Consider the following 23,761-nt stretch of genomic DNA (forward strand, 5'->3'; position numbering starts at 1 on the left):
AGGTAACAGGTTACCAAATGTAATCATGAAGTCTCACCCACGATGAAGGAGAACCCATGATCAGTCCCACACCCGCGACCGTTGCGGCCACCTACTTCGACGCACTCGGCCGGGGCGATTTCCCCACCGTCATGGCGCAGTTCGGCGAGGACGTGGTCTGGCATCAGCCGGGCGCGCACCGCTTCTCCGGCACGCACACGGGCCCGCACGGCGTCGGCGCCCTCCTCGGCGGAATGACCGAGGCCAGCGAAGGCACCTTCGCGCTCGCCGTCACCGGTCCGGCCATGGTCAACGGTGAGTTGGTCGCCGTACCCGTCCGCTTCTCAGGGAGCCGGGCGGATGCCGCGATGGACATGGCCGGCGTCGATCTGCTCACCGTCCGCGACGGAAAGATCGTCGAGGTGCACCTGTTCTCCGAGGATGCCACGACCGAAGACGCGTTCTGGGGCCAGGGCGCGACCGGCGAAGAGTCCTGAGCGCTCGCCCACAGCGGCTGACAGGCGGCGGGGTTCGAGGGAGGATGGAGTCATGACCGTCCAGCCCCTCGAAGCCCGCCCATGGCTCGATTCCTATCCGGAGGACGTCCCCGCCGAGATCGGGGAGCCGACGCAGACGCTGCCCCAGATGATGGCGGAGAGCGTGAAGTCCTTCGGGAAGCGTCCGGCGCTCGAGTTCTTCGGCGCCGTCACGTCGTATCGCCGGCTCGGCGAGCAGATCGACCGCGCGGCGGAGGGCCTTCGACGGCTCGGCGTCGGCCAGGGCGACCGCGTCGCCCTGGTGCTGCCCAACTCTCCGCAGCACGTCGTCGCCTTCTATGCGGCGCTCCGCCTCGGCGCGATCGTGGTCGAGCACAACCCGCTCTACACGCCGCGCGAGCTCAGGCACCAGTTCGAAGATCATGGTGCCCGCGTCGCGATCGTCTGGGACAAGGCGGTCGACAAAGTTGCCGATTTCCCGGCGGATCTCAGGATCGACCACATCATCAGCGTCGACATCACTGAGGCGATGCCCTTCTCGAAGCGTCTGGCGCTGCGTCTGCCGGTGCCGAAGGCCCGCGCGGCCAGGGCGAAGTTGACCAGTACTCCGAAGGCGCGGCGCGTCGTCGCGTGGAAGAGCCTCGTATCGCACCGGCGGCTCGCACGGCGCACCGCCGGGCCCGCGCTGCACGACACGGCGCTGCTGCAGTACACGAGCGGAACGACAGGCACGCCAAAGGGAGCGATCCTCACGCATTCGAACCTGCGCGCGAACGCGATGCAGGGTCGAGCATGGGTGCCGGGGCTCGTCGACGGCCAGGAGACGTTCTACGCGGTGCTGCCGCTGTTCCATGCCTACGGCATGACGCTCTGCCTCACCTTCGCGATGAGCATCGGGGCGAAGCTGGTGCTCTTCCCGGCGTTCGATCTGGGGCTGGTCACCGAGGCGTCGCGGTCGAGCCCGCCCACCTTCCTCCCCGCCGTGCCGCCGATCTACGACGCACTCGCGCGCGCGGCATCCCGCGGAACCATCGATCTGTCCACGGTCCGGTTCGCGATATCGGGAGCGATGAGCCTTCCTGTCGCCACGGTGCAGCGCTGGGAGGAGGCGACGGGAGGTCTCCTCGTCGAGGGTTACGGGATGACCGAGAGCTCGCCGGTCGCACTCGGCAATCCGATGGGTCCGACCCGCCGTCCCGGCACGGTCGGTGTGCCGTTCCCGAGCACGGAGATCCGCGTCGTGGATCCCGCCGACCCGGCCGTCGACATGCCGACCGGCGAGCGCGGCGAGCTCCTCGTCCGCGGCCCGCAGGTCTTCCAGGGCTACTGGGCGCGACCGAGCGACACCGCCGACGCTCTGCTCCCGGACGGCTGGCTCCGCACGGGAGACATCGTCGAAGTCTCGGCCGACGGGTTCGTGACCATCGTCGACCGACTGAAGGAACTCATCATCACCGGCGGATTCAACGTGTCGCCCAGCGAGGTGGAGAACGCGCTGGAGGCGCATCCGGACATCACCGCTGCCGCAGTCGTGGGGCTTCCGAGATCGAGCGGGGGCGAGGAGGTCGCCGCTGCCGTCGTGCTGCGCGAGGGCGCCGCGCTCGACACGGATGCCCTGCGTGATTTCTGTCGCACCCGCCTCACTCCGTACAAGGTGCCCCGGCGCATCGTCGTCGTGGAGGATCTGCCTCGCTCGCTCATCGGCAAGGTGCTCCGCCGCGAGGTGCGGGAGCGGTTGCTCGCGTAGTCGGTACCGATACCGCTTCAGCCCCTCAGCGGTACGACGTCCATGGATCGTCGCGGACGCGCTCGTCGACGGCGACCGCGTCGTCTCCGACGATGACGCGCCACTCGCCCTGTTCGACGGCGTTCAGGATGGCCTCCGCAGCTGATGCGCTCGAGACCGGTTCGTAGTCGGCGAACAGCGAGCCGAGTGCGCGGCGCCAGCTGCGCGGCGGTGCGGGCATCCCCGTGCGAACGTGACCCGGAAGGACCAGGACAGCCGAGAGGTGCGGAGCATTCCGTTGGAAGTCGACCACGAGGGACTCCGTGAAGCCGCGTACCGCGAACTTCGCCGACGAATACGCCGAGTGCGGCGTCCGCGACCCGAGGCTGGCCCAGAGCGCGTTCACGGACGCCGTGTTCACGACGGCTCCTCGATCGGCGACCATCAGCATCGGGAGGAACGCGCGAGTGCAGTTGTAGGTGCCGTCCCAGGACACCTCGAATGTGCGCTCCCATTCTTCCTCGGGCGAGGTGACGAAGGACATCCCGCCGACGGCGCCGGCGTTGTTGAACAAGAGGTGCACGGCGTCGGTGTCGTGCGCCCCGGCGACCTCGCGCTGCGCCCGGCGTACTGCATCACGATCCGCGACGTCGCAGACATGACCGGTGACACGGATCGCGGGGTCGAGGTGCTGCGCATCACGCACCGCAGCATCCAGTGCAGCACTGTTCAGATCGATCGCGGCGACGTGCACGCCTCTGCGCACCAGTTGATGCACCAGCGCTTGCCCGATACCCGATGCCGCCCCGGTCACGACAGCGAGGCGACCTTCGAACTTCCCGAATGGTGGCATGGGCTCACGTTAGTCGCTGGCGGCTTCAATCCTCAGGCGGATCATCCACCTGCCGGTTGTCTTCCGCGCTTGCTCGCGGGATCACTCGGATCCCTGCGATGCGTCGGCGATCCATGGCGACGACCTGGATCGTCGCTCCAGGAACCTCGATGGCGTCGCCGATACCGGCCAGGCGGCCCAGACGTTCGGTCACATAGCCGGCGATGGTGTCGGAAGACCCGCGTGCCAATGCGAGACCCGTGGCTTCCTCGAAGTCCTGCAGATTGAGCCGCCCGTCCACGACGCCACCGGTCGTGGCGGGGTGCGCGGCGGTGTCGTACTCGTCGAAGATCTCCCCGACGACTTCTTCGACGAGGTCCTCCAGCGTGACGATCCCGTCGGTGCCGCCGTACTCATCGACCACGACCGCGATCTGCTGCCCTTCGGCTCGCATTCGAGTCAGGGTCGGCAGCACCCGCGCGGTCGAGGGCAGGTAGGGGATCGGGCGGATGAGGGGTTCCATGGTCCGACCGGGGTCGTCGGCGACGGCTTCGAAGAGGTCACGGACGTGGATGAAGCCGATGATGTCGTCGATGGACTTGTCGGAGACCGGGTACCGCGAGAACGGCAGCTCTCGGACCTGGTCGACGGCGTCGCCGATGATCCCCGTCGCGTCGAGAGCCACGACCTCCGGACGAGGACGCATGACCTCGCTGATCTGACGATCGCGGAGTGAGAGAACATCGTCGAGAATCCGTCGTTCGTCGTCGGGCAGACCCTGGTGCGAGGCCACGATGTCTCGGAATTCCTCTTCGCTGAGCTCGTCGGCAGTCTTGTGAGGGTCGCCTCCGAGCAGTCTCACGAGCGCGTTCGTGGAGATCGACAGCAGCCAGATCACGGGCCGCATGATCGTCGCGAACACATCGAGGATGGGCGCGACAGCGTAAGCGAACTGCGCGTTGCGCTGAATCGCGAGACGCTTGGGCGCCAGTTCGCCCAGCACAAGCGAGAGGTACGCGATGATCAGCGTGAGGAGTACCGTCGCGAGTGTCATCGCGAGCGGTGCCGGCGCACCCCAGAGCTCGAAGAGGGGCGCGACCGAGGGGGCGATCGAGGTGGCTCCGTATGCGGCCGACGCGAAGCCCGCGACCGTGACGCCGATCTGGACGGCGGAGAGGAACGTGTTGGGGTTGCGTGCCAGGCCGGCGACCTTCATGCCCCGTTTGCCGCGGGCGGCGATCATGTTGACCTGGCTCTCACGAAGCGTGACGAGCGCCATCTCGGTGGCGGCGAACACACCGCCGACGAGAACGAAGATGATGACGAGGGCGATGTTCCAGGCGAGGTCGCCCATCAGCGGGCCGAACCGTCCGGCCTCATGGAGGGTGCGCCCGGGGTCACCCGGGCGCCGGGACAATCGGAGTCAGTTGATCTTTCAGAACGATGGGCAGATCTCACGAGAGTTCCTTCTTTGTCGTGGTCGTGATCGTGGTTGGTTCGTGGGCATGCGAATCGGGTGCGGCGTGCGGTCGGTCGCCCCGTGTCTTGATCAGGCTGGCCACGGTGGCCACGGTGATCGTCAGCGCGATGAACAGCAGAGAGAACCAGATGGGGATCTCCGGCGCCCATTCGAAAGGCCGGCCGCCGTTGATGAACGGCAACTCGTTCACGTGCATGGCGTGCAGGACCAGCTTGACACCGATGAACGCGAGGATGACAGCCAACCCCTGTGCGAGGTACACCAGCCGCTCGAGCAGCCCGCCGATGAGGAAGTACAGCTGGCGCAGCCCCATGAGAGCGAACGCGTTCGCGGTGAAGACGATGTACGCCTGCTCAGTGAGTCCGTAGATGGCGGGGATCGAGTCGACCGCGAAGATCAGATCGACGAAGCCGATCGTGACGATCACCAGGAGCATCGGTGTCACGAAGCGCTTGCCGTCCCTCTTGACGGTCAAGCGGTCACGATCGTAGGTGTCGCTGACCGGAAGATGGCGGCGGATGAATCGCATGAACCTGCCGTCGGCGGGGTTGGAGTCGCTGTGTGCGAACGCCTGTCGATATGCGAGGAAGAGCAGCAGCGCTCCGAAGAGATAGAACACCCACGAGAAGTTCTCGATCAGAGCCGCCCCGACGGCGATGAAGACACCGCGCAGCACGAGGCCGATGATGATGCCGATCATCAGCACCTTCTGCTGGTAGATCCTCGGCACCGCGAAGCCGGTCATGACGATGAGGAACACGAACAGGTTGTCAATCGACAGCGCCTTCTCCGTCAGATAGCCGGCGAAGTACTCGCCCCCGTAGTCCCAACCGGACACCATCCCGATGCCCACGCCGAACACCAGCGCGAGGCCGATGTAGAACGCCGACCAGCGCGCGGACTCACCGATCGTCGGCTCGTGGGGTGTACGGACATGAGCGAAGAATTCGTAGACGAAGAACGCGATCGTGATCGCGATCGTGACGCCCCACACGAGAGGGGTGATTTCCAAGGAGAGCTCCAAACCTGGCGTGACTGATCACAGCCAAGGTCTTCTCCATCTCCTGATCGGAGACCGGCGGCCCGGGATGCGCCCTGCATCCGTAGTGACGAGCCGACCGTGCCGGAGTACTCCCCTTGGACTTCAAAGCCTAAGGGACCTGGCTATCGACTTTCTGAGAAACCGCCGCGCTCTGCGTGCCCGAGTGCTCGTCCGTTGCGCGGACGCCCGGAACACGACGAAACCCCCTCACGAGGAGGGGGTTTCCATGGCGGTGACGGTGGGATTTGAACCCACGGTAGGGGTGAACCTACACAACATTTCGAGTGTTGCACCTTCGGCCGCTCGGACACGTCACCGCGGAAGAGTTTACGCGACGACGGGCCGCCGCGCGAATCGGCGCGTTCGGGGCACGAGACCGAGTCTGCGGCACGAGGCGTGGCGTGCGCGGCTCGGTCTCGTGCCGCAAACTCGGTTTCGCGGAGCGGCCGGCGCTCACCAGGCCGCGGCGACCTCCGCGTGCGTGCGCAGGATCCCCTCGGTGCTGCCCTCCGGAGCCCGCCCGATGCCGCACTCCGTCGCCACGCCGAATGCCGGGGCGACGGCGGATGCCGCGGCGATCCGCCGCTGCGCCCCTTCAGCGCCGTCCTCCCGGTGCACGAGCCCCAGGTACAGCTCCGCGACCGGTGCGAGCGAGGCGAGCGGCGCGAAGTACTCCGCGTCGTCGCGCGCGATCGGCACCGGCAGGTGGAGCCAGCTCAAGTCACGATCCGCTGCTGCGACCACGGCGTTCGCGTAGCGGACGAGGGTCCCGGCATCCTTCGGCTCGAAGAAGTGCTTCTCGCCGGCATCGCCGTAGCAGAGGTGCACGCCCACCTCGACGCCGGCGGGCACGGCGTCGACGAGGGAAGCGAGCCGCGAGACCAGTCCGTCGAACGGGTCGCCCTCCCACCAGCCCTCCATCACCCTGCCGTATCCGGCGGCGCGCTCGATGATGCCCATCTCGCTCGCGACGTCCCACTGCACGGCGAGGTCCTCGTGCGGAACCGCGGCGAGGATCTCGTCCAACTCGCGCAGCATCGCCGCCGTGTACACCGGCTCGAACGCCGCACGGTCATCGCCGGAGAAGTACGACGAGATGACGGCGACCGGTGTCGGCAGCGACACCTGGAAGCGGATGCCGGCGGGCACCGCCCCTTCGTCGCGCAACCGCGTGAACACCGCGTACGACTCGATCGCGGCATCCGCGTAACCCAGCGGAGGCAGCACGATGCCCGCCGCGTCCACGCCGTCCGCGATGCGCAGCGGCCGCGCATCCAGTCCGGCCTTGAACGGGATCGGCTCATCGCCCACGCGCTCGATGCCGTCTGCCCGGCCGAGCACGTCGGGCTGGAACATGATCCAGTGGAACCTCTTGCCGACCTCGCCGTCAGGAATGCGCTTCAGCCGATCGCCCAGCAGCTCGGCGACTGTGCGCATCGTCGTCTCGGCATCGTCGTAGTTCATACTGCCCACGAGAAGGGCGCCCTGCGGCTGATTCATGCTTCAAGGCTATCCGCCGACGCGACCTCGGTCGCGGCATCCTGCGCCTTCGACGCCCGCTGGTTAGGATGGCCTTACGAGCGGACGGAGACGCCGGCCCGGAAAGGTTCACCACATGAGCTTCATCACGTCATCGGCGCTGCAGGAGACGGGTTACGTCGCCCTCGACCGGTACGACCAGGCGGCCGACCCCGCCGAGTGGCTGGACCTCGAGTACGTCGGCTGGCGCTCTTCCGGCATCACCCGCTTCGCGCCCCTCGCGAGCTACGCGGGTGACATCGAGTGCAACGGCTTCTGGAACCACACGCCCCCGCGCACCGACAAGGACGGCGTCTGGATCCCGTCGCAGGTCGAGAAGGCGCCCAACCTCGCCCGACGCGCGCAGGAGCCCGGCGCCAACGTCGGACGCTGCCGCGTGATCGAGCTCCAGCCGAACTCCTACGCCGACGCGATCTACAACCTGCACCAGGACGACAACAACCGCATGAACGAGGACGGCGGCGGCTGGGTCGTGCGCGCCTGGTTCAACCTCACCGACGACCCGGACTCGCTCCTCATCCTGCGCGAAGACCGTTTCGACCCCGGCACCGAAGTGCGACTGCCGCTGCCCGCCGGCAGCCGCATCATCGTCGACACGCAGCGCTTCTGGCACGCCGTCTGGCACCGCGGCCCCGCGCCGAGATACTCGCTCATCACCTCGTGGACGTCCGGTCCGCAGCTCGACGCGTACATCGAGCAGAACCATGGCGATCAGCATCCGCAGAGCGTCGCGCTCGATCCGGAGATGATCGATGCGGCTCAGGTCGAGATGCACCGCCGCATCGAGGAGCGCCGCAAGACGTTCGAGGCGCAGGGCATCGTGATGGAGCCGCCCGCCGACCTGTACAGCTGAGGCCTCCCCTCAGACCGTGCGGCCGCCCTCGATCCGCACGACTCGGTCGACGGTTCCCGCCGGCGGCTCGACGTGGGAGATGAGCAGCACGGACTGCTCCCCTGCCGCGCCCAGCAGATCACGCAGCAGGGCATCGGATGCTTCGGGATCGACCCCTGCGGTCGGCTCATCCAGCACGAGCACGGGGAATCCGCGCAGCAGCGCCCGCGCGAGTGCGATCCGCTGGGCCTGACCGCCCGACACCAGCGCGCCGCGATCGCCGACGCGTGCATCCAGTCCGCCGCGGTCGCGCACCCATGTGCCGAGCCCGACCCGATCGAGCGCGGCGAGCAGCTCATCATCGGTCGCGGTGTCGCGCGCGAAGAGCAGGTTCTGACGGATGTCCTCGTCGAACAGCTGCGGGCTCTGCTCGCACAGCCCGACGATGCGCCGAAGGGCCGGCCCGGACAGCGTCGCGGCGTCCGTCCCGCCGATCGTGTATTCGCCGTCCGCGCGGAGAAAACCGACCAGCACCGAAGCCAGTGAGCTCTTGCCCGCCCCGCTCGGCCCCGACACGAGCACCCGCTCACCGGGGGCGAGATCGAACGTCACGCCGCGCAGCGCCGGCGCGCCACCGGGCCATGACGCGGTCACATCGCGCAGATGCAGCGCAGCACCTGTCGGGGACTCGTCGGTCCCGGCATCCGATCGCAATTCCATCGGCACAGCGGAAGGCAGTACGTCGACGATGCGCTGCGCGCTCGTCCGTACGCTGCGCCACGACGACGCCGCGATCGGCACGGCGCCGAACACCTCGAAGACCACCATCGGCACGAGCACGACGACCGCGAGCCACGGCCCGTCGATCGCGCCGGACGCCAGGCCAGGGGCTGCGACGGCAATCGCCCACACCGATGCCGCCCCGGCGAGCACCGAGACGACGCCGGCCGCCACGGCCTGCGCCAGTGATGCGCGGGTGACGGCGCGACGAAGAGCCGCGTCGGCCCGTGCGACGCGTGAACGGGCCTCGGGCTCAGCCCCGTAGGCGAGCAGCACGTCCAGGCTGCCGAAATAGTCGACGACGGATGCCGAGAGCTCGGCGCGCAGCGACGACAGCTGCTTCTCCGCCCGTGAACCGAACACCCAGCCGAGTCCGATCGCGACCAGAGCCGCCGCAGCGAGGCACGCTGCCAGAGTGAGGGCGGCCGGCGGCGACACGAAGGCGACGAAGGCCACTGCTCCGACGGCGACGACCCCCGTCACCACGAGCGGCTGCACCACGCGCAGCGGCAGGTTCTGCAGGTTCTCGACATCGTCGACGAGCGCGGAGAGCACCTGTCCGCGATCCGTCCTGCCCAGGCCCGCGGGTGACAGCGGGATGAGCCTGCGCACCATGTCGGAACGCGTCGTGGCCAGCTGGCGCAGCGCCGCATCGTGGCCGGAGAGCCGCTCCAGGTAGCGGAACACCGCCCGCGAGACCGCGAAGAACCGCACACCGACCACCGCGACGGACAGCGGCACCAGCGAGTCGACGATCGAGGCGCTGACGATCAGCCAGCCGCTGACCGCGAGCAGGCTCACCGCGGCCGCGGCCGAGAGCACACCCCAGATCACGCCGGGCAGGAAACGGCGCACGGGCGGCTGCGCGAGGGCGAGGATGTCGCGGACGTTCGTCATACCCGCACCCCCAGCGTCACGATCTGATCAGCGATGGCACGAGCCGTGCGGCGGTGCGAGACGAGCAGGATCGTGGCTCCGGCATCCGCCCGGTCGCGCAGCGCTGTCCACAGCCGCGCCTCGGTGTCTGCATCGAGCGCACTCGACGGCTCATCCAGCGCGAGCACTCGCGCGGGGACGGCTGCGTGCCGGTGCAGTGCCCGCGCGACGGCGACGCGCTGCGCCTGCCCGCCTGACAGCCCACTCCCCTGCACGCCGAGTTCCTGGGCCGGGTCGAGATCGGCCGCGCACGCGGCGTCGAGAGCAAGGCGGATGCCGTCGGCATCCGGATCCGCGTCGCCCAGCGCCACGTTCGAGGCGATCGTGCCCTGCATCAGTCCCGGTGCCTGCCCGGCCCATGCGACCCAGTCGGAGGGGGCGAGGGTGCGGATGTCGTCGCCCGCGAACGTGGCAGTGCCCTCGAACTCGGCTGCGCCGCGCAGAGCAGCCAGAAGGCTGGACTTTCCGGAGCCGCTCGGGCCTTCGATCAGTGTGATCGAGCCCGGGTGCGCGGTGAATGAGACTGGTGGGAGGTCGCGGACACGGAGGTCGACCAGGCATAGTTCCGGAGATCCTGCCCCCAAACGGGGTTCCGGCGCCGGCTGAACAGGGACCGGCGAAGAAGCTGCGGAGTTGTGCGGGTCGGTGGTCGTCCACAACTCCTCAGAATCCGGCTCCGACCGTGCCGAACCGGTCGAATCGACCCGATCCGGCGCATTCTTTGAGGAGTTATGAACCGACAACGGGCCGGCACCCGCTGCATCCAGCACCTCGAACACGTCCTCGGTCGCCGCCACCCCCTCGGCGGCGGCGTGGAACTGCACGCCGACCTGCCGGATCGGCAGGAACGCCTCGGGCGCGAGCAGCAGCACGAACAGCCCGATCTCGAGCGGCATGTCCCCCGCGAGCAGCCGGAAGCCCACGGTGACCGCGATGAGGGCGACGGCGAGCGATGCGAGCAGCTCCATCGCGAAGCCGGAGAGGAACGAGAACCGCAGCACCTTCATCGTCTCGCGCCGGTACTGATCCGCCGTCGCCTCGATCCGCGTCGCGGCCCGCCGGTCGCGCCCGAACAGCCGCAGCGTCGCGAGCCCCTGCACGGTGTCTGCGAAGCGCGCGGCGAGATGCTGCAGCGTCTCCCATTGCCTGCGCTGCACCGTGCGCGTCGCGATGCCGATGAGGATGAGGAACAGCGGGATCAATGGCAGAGTGATCGTCGCGATCAGACCGCTGGGCCAATCCCGCCACCACATCACCAGAACGATCACCGGCGTCGCGATCACGGTCAGAACGAGCTGCGGCAGATACCGCGAGAAGTAGGTGTCCAGCGCCTCCAGCCCGTGCCCTGCCGTGACGGCGAGGGAGGCTTGGTTGCGCTGCGCCAGCCAGCCCGGTCCGAGCCGTCCGATGGCTCCGATCAGCGCCGACCTCAACTGCATGCCGGTGCGGGCCGCGGCGGCCGTGCCGGCGGCGTCGGATGCCGCGATCAGCGCGCCGCGCAGCAGCGCGAGTCCGAGCAGCCAGACCAGGGACGCCACGACAGGACGCCCGGCCAGGGCGCCGGTGACGGCATCCGTCAGGAACCACGCGAACGCGATGACGACCGCGGTCTGCAGCACGCCGATCACCGCGGCGAGGACGAAGAACCCTCGTGCGGCGCCGGCGTACCGCAGCAGCCTCGGATCGACGGGTTTCACGCGTGCGCCGGCGCCCCCTCGATCGATGCGCGAGTGACGCGCTTGCGGAACACCCAGTATGTCCAGCCCTGGTACAGCAGCACCAGGGGCAGGGCGACCAGGGCCGTCCAACTCATGATCGTGAGCGTGTACTCGGTGCTCGATGCGTTGGCGATCGTGAGGCTGTACGCCGGGTCGATCGTCGACGGCAGCACGTTCGGGAACAGCGCGGCGAACAGCATGACGACGGCGAACAGCGTGGTGGCCGCACCGAATCCGAATGCCCAGCCCTCCCGTCCGCGCAGGTTCGACACGATCGACAGCACCAGCGACACCGCGGCGAGCGCCGCGAGCACCAGGACCACGAGCGAGAAGTGCGCGGTCACCGTCCACGCCAGGAACACCGCCGCGACCACGAGCGTCACGACACCCGCGCGGAAGGCGAGTCGCCTGGCATCCGCTCGCAGCTGACCGTCGGTCTTGAGCGCGACGAAGGTCACGCCGTGCGTGAAGAACAGCAGCAGCGTCACGAGGCCGCCGAGCAGTCCGTAGGGGTTCAGCAGATCGAACACCGTCCCGATGAACACGTGCCGTTCGGCCAGGGCCACGCCCTGCACGATGTTCGCGAACGCGACGCCCCAGAGGAAAGCGGGCACGGCCGAGCCGATCACGATCATGCGGTCGAAGCGCGCCTTCCAGCGCGCATCGTCTCGCTGGTGCCGGTACTCGAACGAGACGCCGCGCAGGATGAGGGTGAGCAGGATGAGCAGCAGCGGCAGGTAGAAGCCGCTGAACAGCGAGGCATACCACTCGGGGAACGAGGCGAACAGGCAGGCACCCGCCACGATCAGCCAGGTCTCGTTGAGGTCCCAGACCGGGCCGATGGTGTTGATGACCTGCCGCCGCGACACGTCGTCACTGTTCTTGCCGACGCCGCCGAGGAACGGCAGCGACATGCCGACGCCGAAGTCGAATCCGTCGAGGACGAAATAGCCGACGAAGAGGAAGGCGATGATGCCGAACCAGAGTGTGGCGAGATCCATGATGTCCGTCCTTCCTCTCAGTACACGACCGACGCGACTTGAGAAGTCTCGTCATGGGGTTGCTCATCGGTGTCCGGGCCCTTCTGGGCCGCCCGGATGATCAGGCGCACCTCGACCACGGCGAGCGCCGCGTAGATCGCTGTGAAGGCGATCAGCGAGATCAGCACCTCGAGACCCGACGTACCGGGCGAGACGCCGTCGCGGGTGCTCATCAGCCCGAACACGATCCAGGGCTGGCGCCCCATCTCGGTGAAGACCCAGCCGACGATGTTCGCGAGCAGGGCGAGCGGGTACGACCAGATCGCGAGCTTCCACATCCACTTCGCGGGCGGGTTCTTGGCGTTCTTGCGCGTGACCCAGAGGCCGACGAGGGCGATGAACGCGTGCAGCATGCCGAGGCCGATCATCCAGCGGAACGCCCAGTAGGTGATCCACAGCACCGGCGCGAAGTTGTCGATGCCGAGGTCCGCGTACTGCACCGCGTATTCGGCGTTGAGATCGTTGATACCGTGCACGCAGGCGTCGAGAGTGTGCGTCGACAGCAACGACAGCAGATACGGCACGCGGATCGAGAACAGCTCCGAACTGCCGTCCGGCGTGCCGAGCGTGAACAGGCTGAACGAGGCGTCCGCGCCGCAGACCGTGTCGAAGGTCGCCTCGGCCGCCGCCATCTTCATCGGCTGCGCGGCGTACATGGCCAGTCCCAGTTGGTCGCCTGTGAGCGCCACGCCGGCGGTGGAGACCAGCATCCCCCATAGTCCGAACTTCAGCGAGATGCGCATGGTGTCGGCGTGCTGGCCGCGCATGAGGTGCCATGCGGACACCGAGATGATGACTCCGGCGGCGAACATGAACGCGCCGAAGATCGTGTGCGGGAATGCGGCGACTGCGACCGGGTTCGTCAGCAGCGCCCAGATGTCGACGAGCTCTGCACGGTTCGTCACGGGGTTGTACTCGTAGCCGACCGGATTCTGCATGAACGCGTTGGCGGCGATGATGAAGTACGCCGAGAGGACGCTGCCGATCGAGACGCACCAGATGGTGGCCAGGTGCAGCTTCTGCGGCAGCTTGTCCCATCCGAAGATCCACAGACCGATGAAGGTGGCTTCGAAGAAGAACGCCAGCAACCCCTCGAATGCGAGCGGAGCACCGAAGACGTCGCCGACGAAGCGCGAGTAGTCCGACCAGTTCATGCCGAACTGGAACTCCTGCACGATGCCGGTGACGACGCCCATCGCGAAGTTGATGAGGAAGATCTTCCCGAAGAACCGCGTGAGGTGCAGATAGTGGATCTTGCCGGAGCGCACCCACGCCGTCTGGAAGATCGCGGCCGAGGTGGCCATGCCGATCGTGAGGGGCACGAACAGGTAGTGGTAGATGGTCGTCAGACCGAACTGCCATCGGGAAAGAACCAGTGGATCAAGCCACTCCATCAGAGGACTCCTTCTCTCGAAGGTGCATCGCGTGCACCCGGGAGTGGGCCGGAATCGGCCCGCAGACGAGACGTCGTTGGCGTTGATTCCAGTATCCCGTGAGCCCGTTCGGCATGTGAGCGGATCGGGGGTTTGTGCGATAGGGATGTCGGATGCCGTCGATAGCGGCCGGACATCGATGGCGGTGCGGACGATGCTGTCGGATGCCGCGGCTAGCCTGTAGACATGGCAACCCGTCGCCCCGCTCCCCCGGCATTCGTCTGCACCGAATGCGGATGGACGACCTCCAAGTGGGTCGGCCGCTGCGGCGAGTGCCAGCAGTGGGGCACCGTGCAGGAGCAGGCCGCGAAGACCGGCATCCTGCGCCAGATGACCCCGCTCGCTCCGGGAGCGGAGCGCGCTGCGCGCCCCATCACCCAGATCAGCACGATCGACACCCCTCGTCGCTCCAGCGGCGTCGGCGAGTTCGATCGGGTGCTCGGCGGCGGCATCGTGCCAGGGGCGGCGATCCTGCTGAGCGGCGAGCCCGGCGTCGGCAAGTCGACACTGCTGCTCGAGGTCGCCGCGCAAGCTGCGCGCGGCGGTCGTCGGGTGCTGTACGCGAGCGCTGAGGAGTCGCAGGCGCAGGTACGGCTGCGCGCCGACCGCACCGGTGCGCTGCACGACGAGCTGTACCTCGCGAGCGAGACCGATCTCGCCACGATCCTCGGCCACATCGACGCGGTGAAACCCCAGTTGGTGATCATCGACTCGGTGCAGACCGTGGCATCCTCCCTCTCCGACGGCGCTGCGGGCCAGCCCAGCCAGGTGCGCGAGGTCGCTGCCACCCTGATCCGGGTGGCGAAGGAACGGAGCCTCCCGATCATCATCGTCGGTCACGTCACGAAAGACGGGCAGGTCGCGGGTCCTCGCATCCTCGAGCACCTGGTCGACGTCGTCTGTCATTTCGAGGGAGATCGGCAGACCGCGCTCCGGTTCATCCGTGCGCTCAAGAACCGCTTCGGCCCCACCGACGAGGTCGGCTGCTTCGAGATGACCGGCGACGGCATCGCCGAGGTGCCGGACCCCAGCGGGCTGTTCCTCGGCCACGGATCGACCGAGCCCGGCACGTGCGTCGCGATCTCGATGGAGGGCCGTCGCGCTCTGCCCGTCGAGGTGCAGGCGCTGACGGTGGAGTCCACGGCCCCGAATCCGCGACGAGTGGTGTCAGGGCTCGACTCGGCGCGGGTCGCCATGGTGCTGGCGATCCTCGAGAAGCGCGGACGCATCCCCACCGGAAAGCTCGACGTCTACGTGTCCACCGTCGGAGGGGTTCGGTTCACCGAGCCCGCGGCCGATCTCGCGATCGCGATAGCCGTCGCGGGATCCATCCAGCAGTTCTCCGTGCCGCGCACGATCGCAGCGGTGGGAGAGCTCAGTCTTGCCGGCGAGGTGCGCGCGGTGACGCAGGCGGCCCAGCGACGGTCTGAGGCGAAGCGGCTCGGCTACGAGCAGGTCATCGACGAGCGTTCGAAGTCGCTGGATGCTGCGCTCAACGACGTGAGATCGCGCAGCAGGGCGTCGCACCCTGCGAAGCCGCGTCGAGAGTCGGACGCCCCGCCGTTCTGACTGAGCGCGGCAGAGCACGCGGACTGGAGCACGCGGCAGAGCACGCGCTCAGGCGTCGAGGGCGGCCAGCAGCTCGTCCGGCGACGCCTGCATCGGATGCGGTCCGGCGATGTCGAGGAACACCGTGGTGATCGTCTCCCGATGACTCGTCAGGAACGACCGCAGCCACTGGGGCGAGTAGATGCCGACACCGGGAGGCAGATTCGCCGGCTTGTTCTTGGCATCGCTGAACAGCAGGAGAGCCACTTCGCCGGTGGTCGCGTCGCGATACGTCCACACCTCGCCGCCGTCGAGCGGGTTGTCCCGGTCGCCTGACCGCAGCAACGGCACGACCGTCGTCCCGTGGCGCAGGGCGAGAGCCACTGCAGCCATGTCCTGCTTCTCGAGCGCCTGTGCGAGTGCTTCGGAGCGGAACTCCTCGGGCGCCGGCTTCTTGGCCGCACTCTTCGACTTCTTCGCTGCCATGCATCCAGCCTAGAGACTGTTCGCGGCGGACAGATACGGCGCGGTGAAACGATTGGGGCCCTCTCGAATCGTCCATTGGGGACTGGAGTACTCGAAAGGGCCCTCGAACTCTCGAACGGTGAATGTCGAAGCGCTGGGGACGCTGAATACGACGCCACTGGGGATGGCTTGCACCGAATAATCCCGAGAGCAGTTCAATGGTATCCCAAAGGATTCCGTCTGTCAGCACCCGATCGATACGCACCTGTATCGATTCGGCGGCTTCAGACCCTCCCGCCGCATTCAGTACAGCAGGATCTGCCTGGTCTGCGCGCCGTCGAAGCCGCCGATCGAGACGGCGACGTGGTACGACGCTCCACCGCCGGGCGCGCGCGGCCGATTCTCCTGGTCGCAGGTCGCGACGTCCGAGCGCGTGCGGTCCCATTGGACAGGGGTCGCGCTCGTCACGGTCTGACCGGCCGAGAGCGTCACCACCATGCTGCTGGGGTCTTCCTGGCAGTCGGTGGACCTCCACCAGGTGTCGCTGCCGCTGGACACCGTGAACACCTGGGTGGTCGATCCGACGTCGATCGTGCAATCCGTCGCGCCCGTGTTCTTCAGAGAGATCGACAGCTGCGGCAGCGCGCCCGCGGGGTAGGTGTCGGCATCCGTGACCGCTTCGACCGCGACATCACCGGCCTGGCACGGCACCGCCGTGGGTGTCTCCTCCTCGGTCGGCTCGGGTGCCGGCGTCTCGGACGGGGTCGGAGTCGGGCTGTCGGTCGCCGGAGGCGCCGACGAGGTGGGCGCGGGTGCCGGTTCGGCGCCGGCATCCGTCCACGGTTGCGCGATCGCGAGCCAGACGCCGGCGGCGACCGCGAGGATCACCACGATCAGGCCGCCGAAGAAGACGATCCTGCGCCGCCGGTACACGGCCTCTGTCCTGCGACGACGAGCCATCACAGGTTCTTCAGCATGCGCGTGTTGCCGAGCGTGTTCGGCTTCACATGCGCGAGATCGAGGAACTCCGCGACACCCTCGTCGGGGCTGCGCAGCAGCTGCGAATACACGTCGGGGTCGACGACCTGCTCACCGATCGGCGAGAAACCGCGACGCGTGAAGAAGTCGACCTCGAAAGTGAGGCAGAACAGTCGGCGAAGTCCCAGCGCGACGGCGCGCTCCTCCAGTCCCTCCACCAGGGCGCGGCCCACGCCGTGGTGCAGCCAGTCGTCACGCACGATCAGTGTGCGCACCTCTCCGAGGTCCTCCCACATGACGTGCAGTGCACCGCATCCGATGAGTTCGCCGTCGCGCTCCGCCACGACGAACTCCTGCACGGCGCCGTACAGCACCGCGAGGTCCTTGCCGAGCAGGATGCGTCGCTCGACCAGCGGCTCCAGCAGGGTGTGGATGCCGAGGATGTCGGCGCTGCGCGCCGGGCGGACGGTGTACTCGCTCACGTGTCCAGCCTAAACTCGCGGCGCCGCATGCCCTGTATTCGCGCGCTGGGCACGAAGAAGGGCGGATGCCGAAGCATCCGCCCTTCTCACATGCAGGGATTACTCGCCCGAGGCCGCCGCCAGGTCGGGGCTCGAGGTGATCGCTCCGCCGGTGTTGATGCCGACCGAGACCTTCTCTCCGCGGGCGCTGGTCTCGAACTGGAACTTGCCGTCCGCAGCATCCACCTTCACGTGGTCGCCGGGGTTGAGCTCACCGTGGAGGATCTTCTCGGACAGCTGGTCCTCGATCTCGCGCTGCATCGCACGACGCAGTGGGCGGGCACCGAGTGCAGGGTCGAAGCCGATCTCGATCAGACGCTCCTTGGCGGACTGCGACAGCTCCACGGTCATGTCACGGTCGAGCAGACGGTCGCTGAGGCGCTTGACGAACAGATCGACGATCTGCACGAGCTCTTCCTTCGACAGCTGCGGGAACACGATGACGTCGTCGACGCGGTTGAGGAACTCGGGCTTGAAGTGCCGCTTGAGCTCTTCGTCGACCTTGCCCTTCATCCGCTCGTAGCTCGTCTGCGCGTTGCCCTCGATCTGGAAGCCGACAGGTCCTCCGGCGATCGCGGACGAGCCGAGGTTGGTCGTCATGATGATGACCGTGTTCTTGAAGTCCACCACGCGACCCTGACCGTCGGTGAGCCGGCCCTCTTCGAGGATCTGCAGCAGCGAGTTGAAGATGTCGGGGTGCGCCTTCTCGATCTCGTCGAACAGCACGACCGAGAACGGCTTGCGGCGCACCTTCTCGGTGAGCTGGCCGCCCTCTTCGAAGCCGACGAACCCTGGAGGGGCACCGAACAGCCTGGAGACGGTGTGCTTCTCACCGAACTCGCTCATGTCGAGCGAGATCAGTGCGCCCTCGTCGTCGAAGAGGAACTCGGCGAGCGCCTTGGCGAGCTCGGTCTTTCCGACACCGGTCGGGCCGGCGAAGATGAACGAGCCAGAGGGGCGCTTCGGGTCCTTCAGACCGGCGCGCTGGCGACGGATCGTGCGGGAGAGCGCCGCGATGGCCTCTTCCTGCCCGACGACGCGCTGGTGCAGCGCCTTCTCCATGAAGACGAGCCTGCTCGACTCCTCTTCCGTCAGCTTGAACACCGGGATGCCGGTGGCCTGTGCGAGAACCTCGGCGATCAGGCCCTCGTCGACCACTGCTGCGGTCGCGACGTCGCCGGAGCGCCACTGCTTCTCGAGGCGCAGACGCTCGGCGAGGAGGCTCTTCTCCTCATCGCGCAGGGCTGCGGCCTTCTCGAAGTCCTGCTCCTCGGATGCCGCTTCCTTCTGCTCGCGCACGGCGGCGATCTTGTCGTCGAACTCGCGCAGCTCGGGCGGGCTGGACAGGATCGACAGGCGCAGGCGGGCGCCGGCCTCGTCGATCAGGTCGATGGCCTTGTCCGGCAGGAACCGGTCGGCGACGTAGCGGTCGGCGAGGTTGGATGCCGCGACGATCGCGCCGTCGGTGATCTGCACCTTGTGGTGCGCCTCGTACCGATCGCGCAGTCCCTTGAGGATGTTGATCGTGTGCGGCAGGCTCGGCTCGGCGACCTGGATCGACTGGAAGCGGCGCTCGAGCGCAGCATCCTTCTCGAAGTGCTTGCGGTACTCGTCGAGCGTGGTCGCACCGATCGTCTGCAGCTCGCCACGGGCGAGGAGCGGCTTCAGGATGCTGGCCGCGTCGATCGCGCCCTCCGCGGCACCCGCACCCACGAGGGTGTGGATCTCGTCGATGAAGACGATGATGTCGCCGCGCGTGCGGATCTCCTTCGTGACCTTCTTCAGGCGCTCCTCGAAGTCACCGCGGTAGCGGGATCCGGCGATGAGCGAGCCGAGGTCGAGCGAGTAGAGCTGCTTGTCCTTCAGCGTCTCGGGCACGTCGCCCTTGACGATCGCCTGGGCGAGGCCCTCGACGACGGCCGTCTTGCCGACGCCGGGCTCGCCGATCAGGACGGGATTGTTCTTGGAGCGGCGGGAGAGGATCTGCATGACCCGCTCGATCTCCTTCTCGCGCCCGATCACCGGGTCGAGCTTGTTGTCGCGGGCGGCCTGGGTGAGGTTGCGGCCGAACTGGTCGAGCACGGCGGATCCGCCCTGGGCGGCCTGCTGGCTGTCATTCGTGGTCGCGCCGACGGCGGCGGGCTCGCGGCCGGGGGCACCGGAGAGCAGCTGGATGACCTGCTGGCGCACCTTGTTGAGATCTGCACCGAGCTTGACGAGCACCTGGGCGGCGACGCCTTCGCCCTCGCGGATGAGGCCGAGCAGGATGTGCTCGGTGCCGATGTAGTTGTGGCCGAGCTGCAGCGCTTCGCGCAGGCTCAGCTCGAGCACCTTCTTGGCGCGCGGCGTGAACGGGATGTGGCCGGTCGGCTGCTGCTGACCCTGACCGATGATGTCCTGCACCTGCTCGCGCACGGCGTCGAGGGAGATGCCCAGACTCTCGAGAGCCTTGGCGGCGACGCCTTCGCCCTCGTGGATGAGGCCGAGCAGGATGTGCTCGGTGCCGATGTAGTTGTGGTTGAGCATCTTCGCCTCTTCTTGGGCGAGGACGACGACACGACGGGCTCGGTCTGTGAATCTCTCGAACATTGTCAACTCCTTGGTTCGCACGGGGCGAATGCACTGACGCCAGACGGCTCTTCAGCGCCTGTACATCGAGAGTAACGAGCGATCGGGGTCGATAAGCCCGTGTTCGCCGTCGGCATACCCCGCGACGGCGTCTGGCGAGCGGATGCGTCGATGAGGGTTGACGGCATTATCGACAGTCGTTATGTTAACGGAAGTCGATAACAACGATATTCGATATGGAGGTTCACATGGACACGCGCGACGGACGCCCGTCCTTCAGCGAAGCGGTGGCGTTGGGCATGGTCGCCACCGGCGCTGTGAGCATCGGGATCGCGTCGATCTTCGGCGCCGTGGGGGCAGGGATCGAGATCTTCGGATCACCGGTTGCGGTGGCCCTGCCTGTGAACGGCGCGGAGATGACCTCGCTCGCGGATGCGGACGGGGTCGCCGCAGCGGAGTACACGCAGTCGCTCGTGTCGTTCGAGACGCTGGATGCCGGAACCCGCTGGCTGCTGCTCGCAGAGGCCGCGCTTCCTGCTGTGGCGACCGTGATCGTGTGCGCCGCGCTGTGGTGGCTGGGGCTGTCGCTGATCCGGCAGCGGGCTTTCCGGCGGTCTATGGTCCCGATGCTGGCGACAGCCGCGTTCGCTCTCATCGTGACGGGGATGATCGGACCGTTTCTGGGTGCGATCGCTCGTGCTCAGGCAGTCGAGCAGCTCACGGCATCCGGCGCCGACACGGACGGGTTCTGGATGTTCCTGTACGAATTGAATCCCGCGTCGATCGGGTGGGGCATCGCGCTGGCACTCATGGCGACGGCGTTCGAGGTCGGTCGACGGCTGCAGCGCGAGACGGAAGGACTGGTGTGATGATGGCCCGCACTCCTGAACTCCAGGCGCGGCGCGACCGGAGCGACCTCGTGACAGGCGTCATCGTCGGCGCGGTCGTGATCGCGTTCCTGCTGTATCGCGGCGCGAACGCCGTCGCATCCCTCTTCGCGGCGCCGGGTGCCGTCACCGTCGATGCTCCCATTCCCGCCCAGAAGGTCATGACAGGTCTGGGCCAGGGGACGGAGGCGACGGTCACGAGCGGCACCCTCGTCGTCGCGGACGTCAACACGGTCAGCGTGATCTGCCTCGTGCTGGCCATCGTTCTCAGCACACTGGGACTCGTCGCCGCGGCGACGCTCGGTGTGTGCAGTTGCATTCGCATGCTTCGCGGAAGAATCTTCGACCGCGTGAATGTGCGACTGCTGTTCCTGCTCTCGATGAGTTTCCTTCTCGCATGGGCCGGCGAATACTGCTTCCGGACCATGGGACTCAACGGTGTGTTCGCCGCACTGGATGAGTACGGCGGCCGGACCGACCTCGACCTCGCCAGCATCTCGCTCGTGGTCGCCGCAGTCTCCGTCGGCGTGCTGGTGATCGTGTTCCGTCGAGGCGTAGCGCTTCAGAAGGAGACGGAGGGACTGGTGTGAGTCCGGCAGACAGCGACGAGGAGTTCACCGGTATTCACTGCCGCCTCGACGAGCTGCTCGCCGAACGGGGGATGACATTGACCGAGCTGAGCGCACGGGTCGGCGTGAGCATCGTGAACCTGTCGGTGCTCAAGAACGATCGGGCACGGGCGATCCGGTACTCCACGTTGCGAGCGATTTGCGATGCGCTCGGGTGCGAGGTCGGCGAGTTGCTGGTGCTGGCGTAGAAACGGTCACCGGCCGACCGCTCATCACTCCACCGCGACATGTTCATCGCGGCGTCACAGACAACCCAACGACGCGCCAGTTAGTGCACCTGCGACATGGGCATTCCTCCCCATCCTCGCGCGCGTTCCCGGACCGCGCGACTGCGTAGGCTCGAGACCATGAACATCGACCGGAACCTGCGCTCGCGCATCCTCATGACCCTCCCGATCGCGGCCCTGGCCATCTCGCTCGCGGCCTGCGCCGGCGGGCCGGGCGGTTCCGGCGGCTCGGATCGGCCGTCGGCCGAAGAACTCAGCTCCGGCATCACGACCATCCTCGAGGACAGCGGGCAGGGCGACCTGCTCACCGAGGATCAGGTCGACTGCATCGCCGCAGAATTCCTCGACTCCGAGGTCTCCGACCAGGACCTCAAGAACATGGCCGGCGGCGAAGACCTGCAGACTTCGCAGGAGGCGAAGGACCTCGTGACCTCGACCATGCAGGAGGCCGTCAGCGTCTGCGCACCCGCCGAGTGATCTTTCACGCCTGAGGACGGCGCCTACGAATTCCGAGGATGGCGGATGCTTCGGCATCCGTCATCCTTCGTCATCTATGCATGGGAATGAACGAACACTCCTAACGTTGATCCCTAAGGCGCTCATCCCCGCGCCCCTCGACTTGGAGTCTCATGAGCAGCACAACACGCGCCCAGAAAGCGCCTGACACCCGTAGCCCCGCACGGAAGCTTCTGACATCGTTCGGGTTCCAGATCCTCGCGGCCCTGGTCCTCGGCATCGCCGCCGGACTCATCGCCGTGCAGCTCGGTGCCAGCAAGGACAACCCGACTGTCCTGTCGGACACCCTCGGCACGATCGGCAGCTCGTACGTCACGTTGCTGCGCACCGCCGTCGTGCCGCTCGTGTTCGCCGCGATCGTCGCGAGCATCTCGAACCTCCGCCGTGTTCAGAACGCCGCGCGCCTCGCCGGGCAGACCCTGCTGTGGTTCGCGATCACCGCCTTCATCGCCGTGACGATCGGGATCGTACTCGGGCTCGTCATCCAGCCCGGCGCGCGCGCCGGCGAGGGCCTCGAGACCGGTGAGCCGCGCAACGTCGGCTCCTGGTGGAACTTCCTGATCGGTCTCATCCCGCAGAACTTCCTCGGCCTCGAGGTCGGAACGTCTGTGGATCCGGCGACCGGCGCGGCATCCTCCAGCGTCGACTTCAACATCCTCCAGATCATCGTGATCTCCGCCGTCGTCGGCATCGCGGCGCTGAAGGCCGGACGCAAGGCCGAGCCGTTCCTCGCCTTCACCGAGTCGTTCCTCAAGGTCATCCAACGCGTGCTGTGGTGGATCATCCGCATCGCCCCCATCGGCACCTTCGGCCTGATCGGGAACGCCGTCATCCAGTACGGGACCGACAAGCTCGCCTCGCTCATCTGGTTCGTGGCCGCCGTCTACATCGGCCTCGCACTGGTGCTGTTCGTGGTGTACCCGATCCTCGTGAAGACCCACGGACTGTCGATCAAGCAGTACTTCTCCGGCGTGTGGCCGGCAGTGCAGCTGGGCTTCGTCAGCCGTTCCTCCCTGGGCACCCTCCCGCTCACGCAGCGCGTCACCGAGCGCAACCTCGGCGTGCCCAGCTCGTACGCGTCCTTCGCCGTGCCGTTCGGGTCGACCACCAAGATGGACGGCTGCGCCGCCATCTACCCGGCCATCGCCGCGATCTTCGTCGCACAGTTCTTCGGCATCGAGCTGAGCTTCATCCAGTACCTGCTGATCGTCCTGGTCTCGGTCGTCGGCTCCGCCGCCACCGCCGGCACGACCGGCGCGACCGTCATGCTCACGCTCACGCTGTCGACACTCGGCCTGCCGCTCGAGGGCGTCGGTCTGCTGCTCGCGATCGACCCGATCCTCGACATGGGCCGCACCGCGGTCAACGTCGCCGGTCAGGCGCTCGTGCCGGCCATCGTCGCGAAGCGCGAGGGCATCCTCGACGAGGAGCTCTACAACGCTCGTCGCGAGGGCCTGCCGTTCGCGGACGACTCGGACGAGGATGCCGTGGACGAGGACGCATCAAAGACGGAGTCCGCTTCCACCCGCTGACTCCACAGCGAAAGGGACTTCCTGCATGAGACGCGCGTTCCCACGCCCAGTCTCAT

At 67.3% G+C, this 23,761-nt stretch carries 21 protein-coding genes and 1 tRNA gene; 9 read left to right on the plus strand and 13 right to left on the minus strand.

Features of this window, described 5'->3' with window-relative positions:
- Positions 1 to 56 precede the first annotated feature (56 nt).
- Entirely contained in the window at positions 57 to 476 is a 420-nt protein-coding gene (locus ACYVG2_RS10765; protein WP_460780962.1) for a nuclear transport factor 2 family protein, read from the plus strand.
- A gap of 52 nt (positions 477 to 528) precedes the next feature.
- Positions 529 to 2,223: a long-chain-fatty-acid--CoA ligase gene (locus tag ACYVG2_RS10770; RefSeq protein WP_460780963.1), complete on the plus strand. Its 1,695-nt coding sequence runs from the start codon at positions 529 to 531 to the stop codon at positions 2,221 to 2,223.
- A gap of 25 nt (positions 2,224 to 2,248) precedes the next feature.
- On the opposite strand, the gene ACYVG2_RS10775 is transcribed toward ACYVG2_RS10770, so the two are convergent.
- The 5 genes from ACYVG2_RS10775 to ACYVG2_RS10795 all read right to left on the minus strand — a co-directional run bounded on the left by ACYVG2_RS10775 (position 2,249) and on the right by ACYVG2_RS10795 (position 7,056).
- Entirely contained in the window at positions 2,249 to 3,055 is an 807-nt protein-coding gene (locus ACYVG2_RS10775; RefSeq protein ID WP_460780964.1) for an SDR family NAD(P)-dependent oxidoreductase, read from the minus strand.
- Between the two features lie 25 nt (positions 3,056 to 3,080).
- Positions 3,081 to 4,388 carry a hemolysin family protein gene (locus ACYVG2_RS10780; protein WP_460780965.1) on the minus strand — a complete coding sequence of 436 codons (1,308 nt, stop codon included), beginning with the start codon at positions 4,386 to 4,388 and terminating at the stop codon, positions 3,081 to 3,083.
- A 100-nt stretch (positions 4,389 to 4,488) separates the two neighbouring features.
- Positions 4,489 to 5,526: a TerC family protein gene (locus ACYVG2_RS10785; RefSeq protein WP_460780966.1), complete on the minus strand. Its 1,038-nt coding sequence runs from the start codon at positions 5,524 to 5,526 to the stop codon at positions 4,489 to 4,491.
- A gap of 257 nt (positions 5,527 to 5,783) precedes the next feature.
- A tRNA-Ser gene (locus tag ACYVG2_RS10790) sits at positions 5,784 to 5,873 on the minus strand.
- A 136-nt stretch (positions 5,874 to 6,009) separates the two neighbouring features.
- On the minus strand, positions 6,010 to 7,056 hold the full coding sequence (locus ACYVG2_RS10795; protein WP_460780967.1) for a hypothetical protein: 1,047 nt from the start codon (positions 7,054 to 7,056) through the stop codon (positions 6,010 to 6,012).
- Positions 7,057 to 7,171: 115 nt separating this feature from the next.
- Between ACYVG2_RS10795 and ACYVG2_RS10800 the strand changes: the two genes are divergently transcribed.
- Complete coding sequence (locus tag ACYVG2_RS10800; protein ID WP_460780968.1) at positions 7,172 to 7,948, plus strand: hypothetical protein; 777 nt, start codon at positions 7,172 to 7,174, stop codon at positions 7,946 to 7,948.
- Positions 7,949 to 7,957: 9 nt separating this feature from the next.
- On the opposite strand, the gene cydC is transcribed toward ACYVG2_RS10800, so the two are convergent.
- The 4 genes from cydC to ACYVG2_RS10820 are packed head-to-tail and all read right to left on the minus strand — an operon-like array spanning position 7,958 to position 13,795.
- Entirely contained in the window at positions 7,958 to 9,604 is a 1,647-nt protein-coding gene (gene cydC / locus ACYVG2_RS10805; RefSeq protein ID WP_460780969.1) for a thiol reductant ABC exporter subunit CydC, read from the minus strand.
- Positions 9,601 to 11,340 carry a thiol reductant ABC exporter subunit CydD gene (cydD, locus tag ACYVG2_RS10810; protein WP_460780970.1) on the minus strand — a complete coding sequence of 580 codons (1,740 nt, stop codon included), beginning with the start codon at positions 11,338 to 11,340 and terminating at the stop codon, positions 9,601 to 9,603. Before cydD ends, cydC begins: the two co-directional genes overlap by 4 nt.
- Entirely contained in the window at positions 11,337 to 12,362 is a 1,026-nt protein-coding gene (gene cydB / locus ACYVG2_RS10815; RefSeq protein WP_460780971.1) for a cytochrome d ubiquinol oxidase subunit II, read from the minus strand. The genes cydD and cydB overlap by 4 nt, the downstream gene beginning before the upstream one ends.
- Positions 12,363 to 12,379: 17 nt before the next feature.
- Positions 12,380 to 13,795 carry a cytochrome ubiquinol oxidase subunit I gene (locus tag ACYVG2_RS10820; protein ID WP_460780972.1) on the minus strand — a complete coding sequence of 472 codons (1,416 nt, stop codon included), beginning with the start codon at positions 13,793 to 13,795 and terminating at the stop codon, positions 12,380 to 12,382.
- 225 nt (positions 13,796 to 14,020) lie between these two features.
- Here ACYVG2_RS10820 and radA point away from each other — a divergent pair, with 225 nt between their 5' ends.
- Entirely contained in the window at positions 14,021 to 15,403 is a 1,383-nt protein-coding gene (radA, locus tag ACYVG2_RS10825) for a DNA repair protein RadA (protein ID WP_460780973.1), read from the plus strand.
- A 48-nt stretch (positions 15,404 to 15,451) separates the two neighbouring features.
- Here the strand turns inward: radA and ACYVG2_RS10830 are convergent, their stop codons facing one another.
- The 4 genes from ACYVG2_RS10830 to ACYVG2_RS10845 form a co-directional block, all read right to left on the minus strand.
- Complete coding sequence (locus ACYVG2_RS10830) at positions 15,452 to 15,868, minus strand: dehydrogenase (RefSeq protein ID WP_448967393.1); 417 nt, start codon at positions 15,866 to 15,868, stop codon at positions 15,452 to 15,454.
- A 282-nt stretch (positions 15,869 to 16,150) separates the two neighbouring features.
- Positions 16,151 to 16,807 (minus strand): hypothetical protein, encoded by a 657-nt coding sequence (locus ACYVG2_RS10835; RefSeq protein ID WP_460780974.1) that lies wholly within the window; start codon positions 16,805 to 16,807, stop codon positions 16,151 to 16,153.
- Positions 16,807 to 17,307, minus strand: coding sequence for an amino-acid N-acetyltransferase (locus ACYVG2_RS10840; protein WP_448967395.1), 501 nt, complete (start codon positions 17,305 to 17,307; stop codon positions 16,807 to 16,809). Before ACYVG2_RS10840 ends, ACYVG2_RS10835 begins: the two co-directional genes overlap by 1 nt.
- 99 nt (positions 17,308 to 17,406) lie before the next feature.
- A complete protein-coding gene (locus tag ACYVG2_RS10845; protein WP_460780975.1) occupies positions 17,407 to 19,935 on the minus strand; it encodes an ATP-dependent Clp protease ATP-binding subunit in 2,529 nt (842 codons plus the stop codon).
- 227 nt (positions 19,936 to 20,162) lie between these two features.
- Here ACYVG2_RS10845 and ACYVG2_RS10850 point away from each other — a divergent pair, with 227 nt between their 5' ends.
- The 5 genes from ACYVG2_RS10850 (at position 20,163) to ACYVG2_RS10870 (ending at position 23,705) form a co-directional block, all read left to right on the plus strand.
- Positions 20,163 to 20,783 (plus strand): hypothetical protein, encoded by a 621-nt coding sequence (locus tag ACYVG2_RS10850; RefSeq protein ID WP_460780976.1) that lies wholly within the window; start codon positions 20,163 to 20,165, stop codon positions 20,781 to 20,783.
- Positions 20,783 to 21,391, plus strand: a complete 609-nt coding sequence (locus tag ACYVG2_RS10855; protein ID WP_460780977.1) for a hypothetical protein — start codon at positions 20,783 to 20,785, stop codon at positions 21,389 to 21,391. Before ACYVG2_RS10850 ends, ACYVG2_RS10855 begins: the two co-directional genes overlap by 1 nt.
- Positions 21,388 to 21,618: a helix-turn-helix domain-containing protein gene (locus tag ACYVG2_RS10860; RefSeq protein ID WP_460780978.1), complete on the plus strand. Its 231-nt coding sequence runs from the start codon at positions 21,388 to 21,390 to the stop codon at positions 21,616 to 21,618. The genes ACYVG2_RS10855 and ACYVG2_RS10860 overlap by 4 nt, the downstream gene beginning before the upstream one ends.
- 159 nt (positions 21,619 to 21,777) lie before the next feature.
- Positions 21,778 to 22,134, plus strand: coding sequence for a hypothetical protein (locus ACYVG2_RS10865; RefSeq protein WP_460780980.1), 357 nt, complete (start codon positions 21,778 to 21,780; stop codon positions 22,132 to 22,134).
- Positions 22,135 to 22,286: 152 nt separating this feature from the next.
- Positions 22,287 to 23,705 (plus strand): dicarboxylate/amino acid:cation symporter, encoded by a 1,419-nt coding sequence (locus ACYVG2_RS10870; RefSeq protein WP_460780981.1) that lies wholly within the window; start codon positions 22,287 to 22,289, stop codon positions 23,703 to 23,705.
- Positions 23,706 to 23,761 lie beyond the last annotated feature (56 nt).

It is taken from the genome of Microbacterium shaanxiense (genome assembly GCF_054779995.1).

Coding starts and splice junctions, on each gene's coding strand:
- ACYVG2_RS10765 (WP_460780962.1), top strand. CDS start 57: ATGATCAGTCCCACACCCGCGACCGTTGCGGCCACCTACTTCGACGCA.
- ACYVG2_RS10770 (WP_460780963.1), top strand. CDS start 529: ATGACCGTCCAGCCCCTCGAAGCCCGCCCATGGCTCGATTCCTATCCG.
- ACYVG2_RS10775 (WP_460780964.1), bottom strand. CDS start 3,055: ATGCCACCATTCGGGAAGTTCGAAGGTCGCCTCGCTGTCGTGACCGGG.
- ACYVG2_RS10780 (WP_460780965.1), bottom strand. CDS start 4,388: ATGGGCGACCTCGCCTGGAACATCGCCCTCGTCATCATCTTCGTTCTC.
- ACYVG2_RS10795 (WP_460780967.1), bottom strand. CDS start 7,056: ATGAATCAGCCGCAGGGCGCCCTTCTCGTGGGCAGTATGAACTACGAC.
- ACYVG2_RS10800 (WP_460780968.1), top strand. CDS start 7,172: ATGAGCTTCATCACGTCATCGGCGCTGCAGGAGACGGGTTACGTCGCC.
- cydC (WP_460780969.1), bottom strand. CDS start 9,604: ATGACGAACGTCCGCGACATCCTCGCCCTCGCGCAGCCGCCCGTGCGC.
- cydB (WP_460780971.1), bottom strand. CDS start 12,362: ATGGATCTCGCCACACTCTGGTTCGGCATCATCGCCTTCCTCTTCGTC.
- ACYVG2_RS10820 (WP_460780972.1), bottom strand. CDS start 13,795: ATGGAGTGGCTTGATCCACTGGTTCTTTCCCGATGGCAGTTCGGTCTG.
- radA (WP_460780973.1), top strand. CDS start 14,021: ATGGCAACCCGTCGCCCCGCTCCCCCGGCATTCGTCTGCACCGAATGC.
- ACYVG2_RS10830 (WP_448967393.1), bottom strand. CDS start 15,868: ATGGCAGCGAAGAAGTCGAAGAGTGCGGCCAAGAAGCCGGCGCCCGAG.
- ACYVG2_RS10835 (WP_460780974.1), bottom strand. CDS start 16,807: ATGGCTCGTCGTCGCAGGACAGAGGCCGTGTACCGGCGGCGCAGGATC.
- ACYVG2_RS10845 (WP_460780975.1), bottom strand. CDS start 19,935: ATGTTCGAGAGATTCACAGACCGAGCCCGTCGTGTCGTCGTCCTCGCC.
- ACYVG2_RS10850 (WP_460780976.1), top strand. CDS start 20,163: ATGGACACGCGCGACGGACGCCCGTCCTTCAGCGAAGCGGTGGCGTTG.
- ACYVG2_RS10855 (WP_460780977.1), top strand. CDS start 20,783: ATGATGGCCCGCACTCCTGAACTCCAGGCGCGGCGCGACCGGAGCGAC.
- ACYVG2_RS10865 (WP_460780980.1), top strand. CDS start 21,778: ATGAACATCGACCGGAACCTGCGCTCGCGCATCCTCATGACCCTCCCG.
- ACYVG2_RS10870 (WP_460780981.1), top strand. CDS start 22,287: ATGAGCAGCACAACACGCGCCCAGAAAGCGCCTGACACCCGTAGCCCC.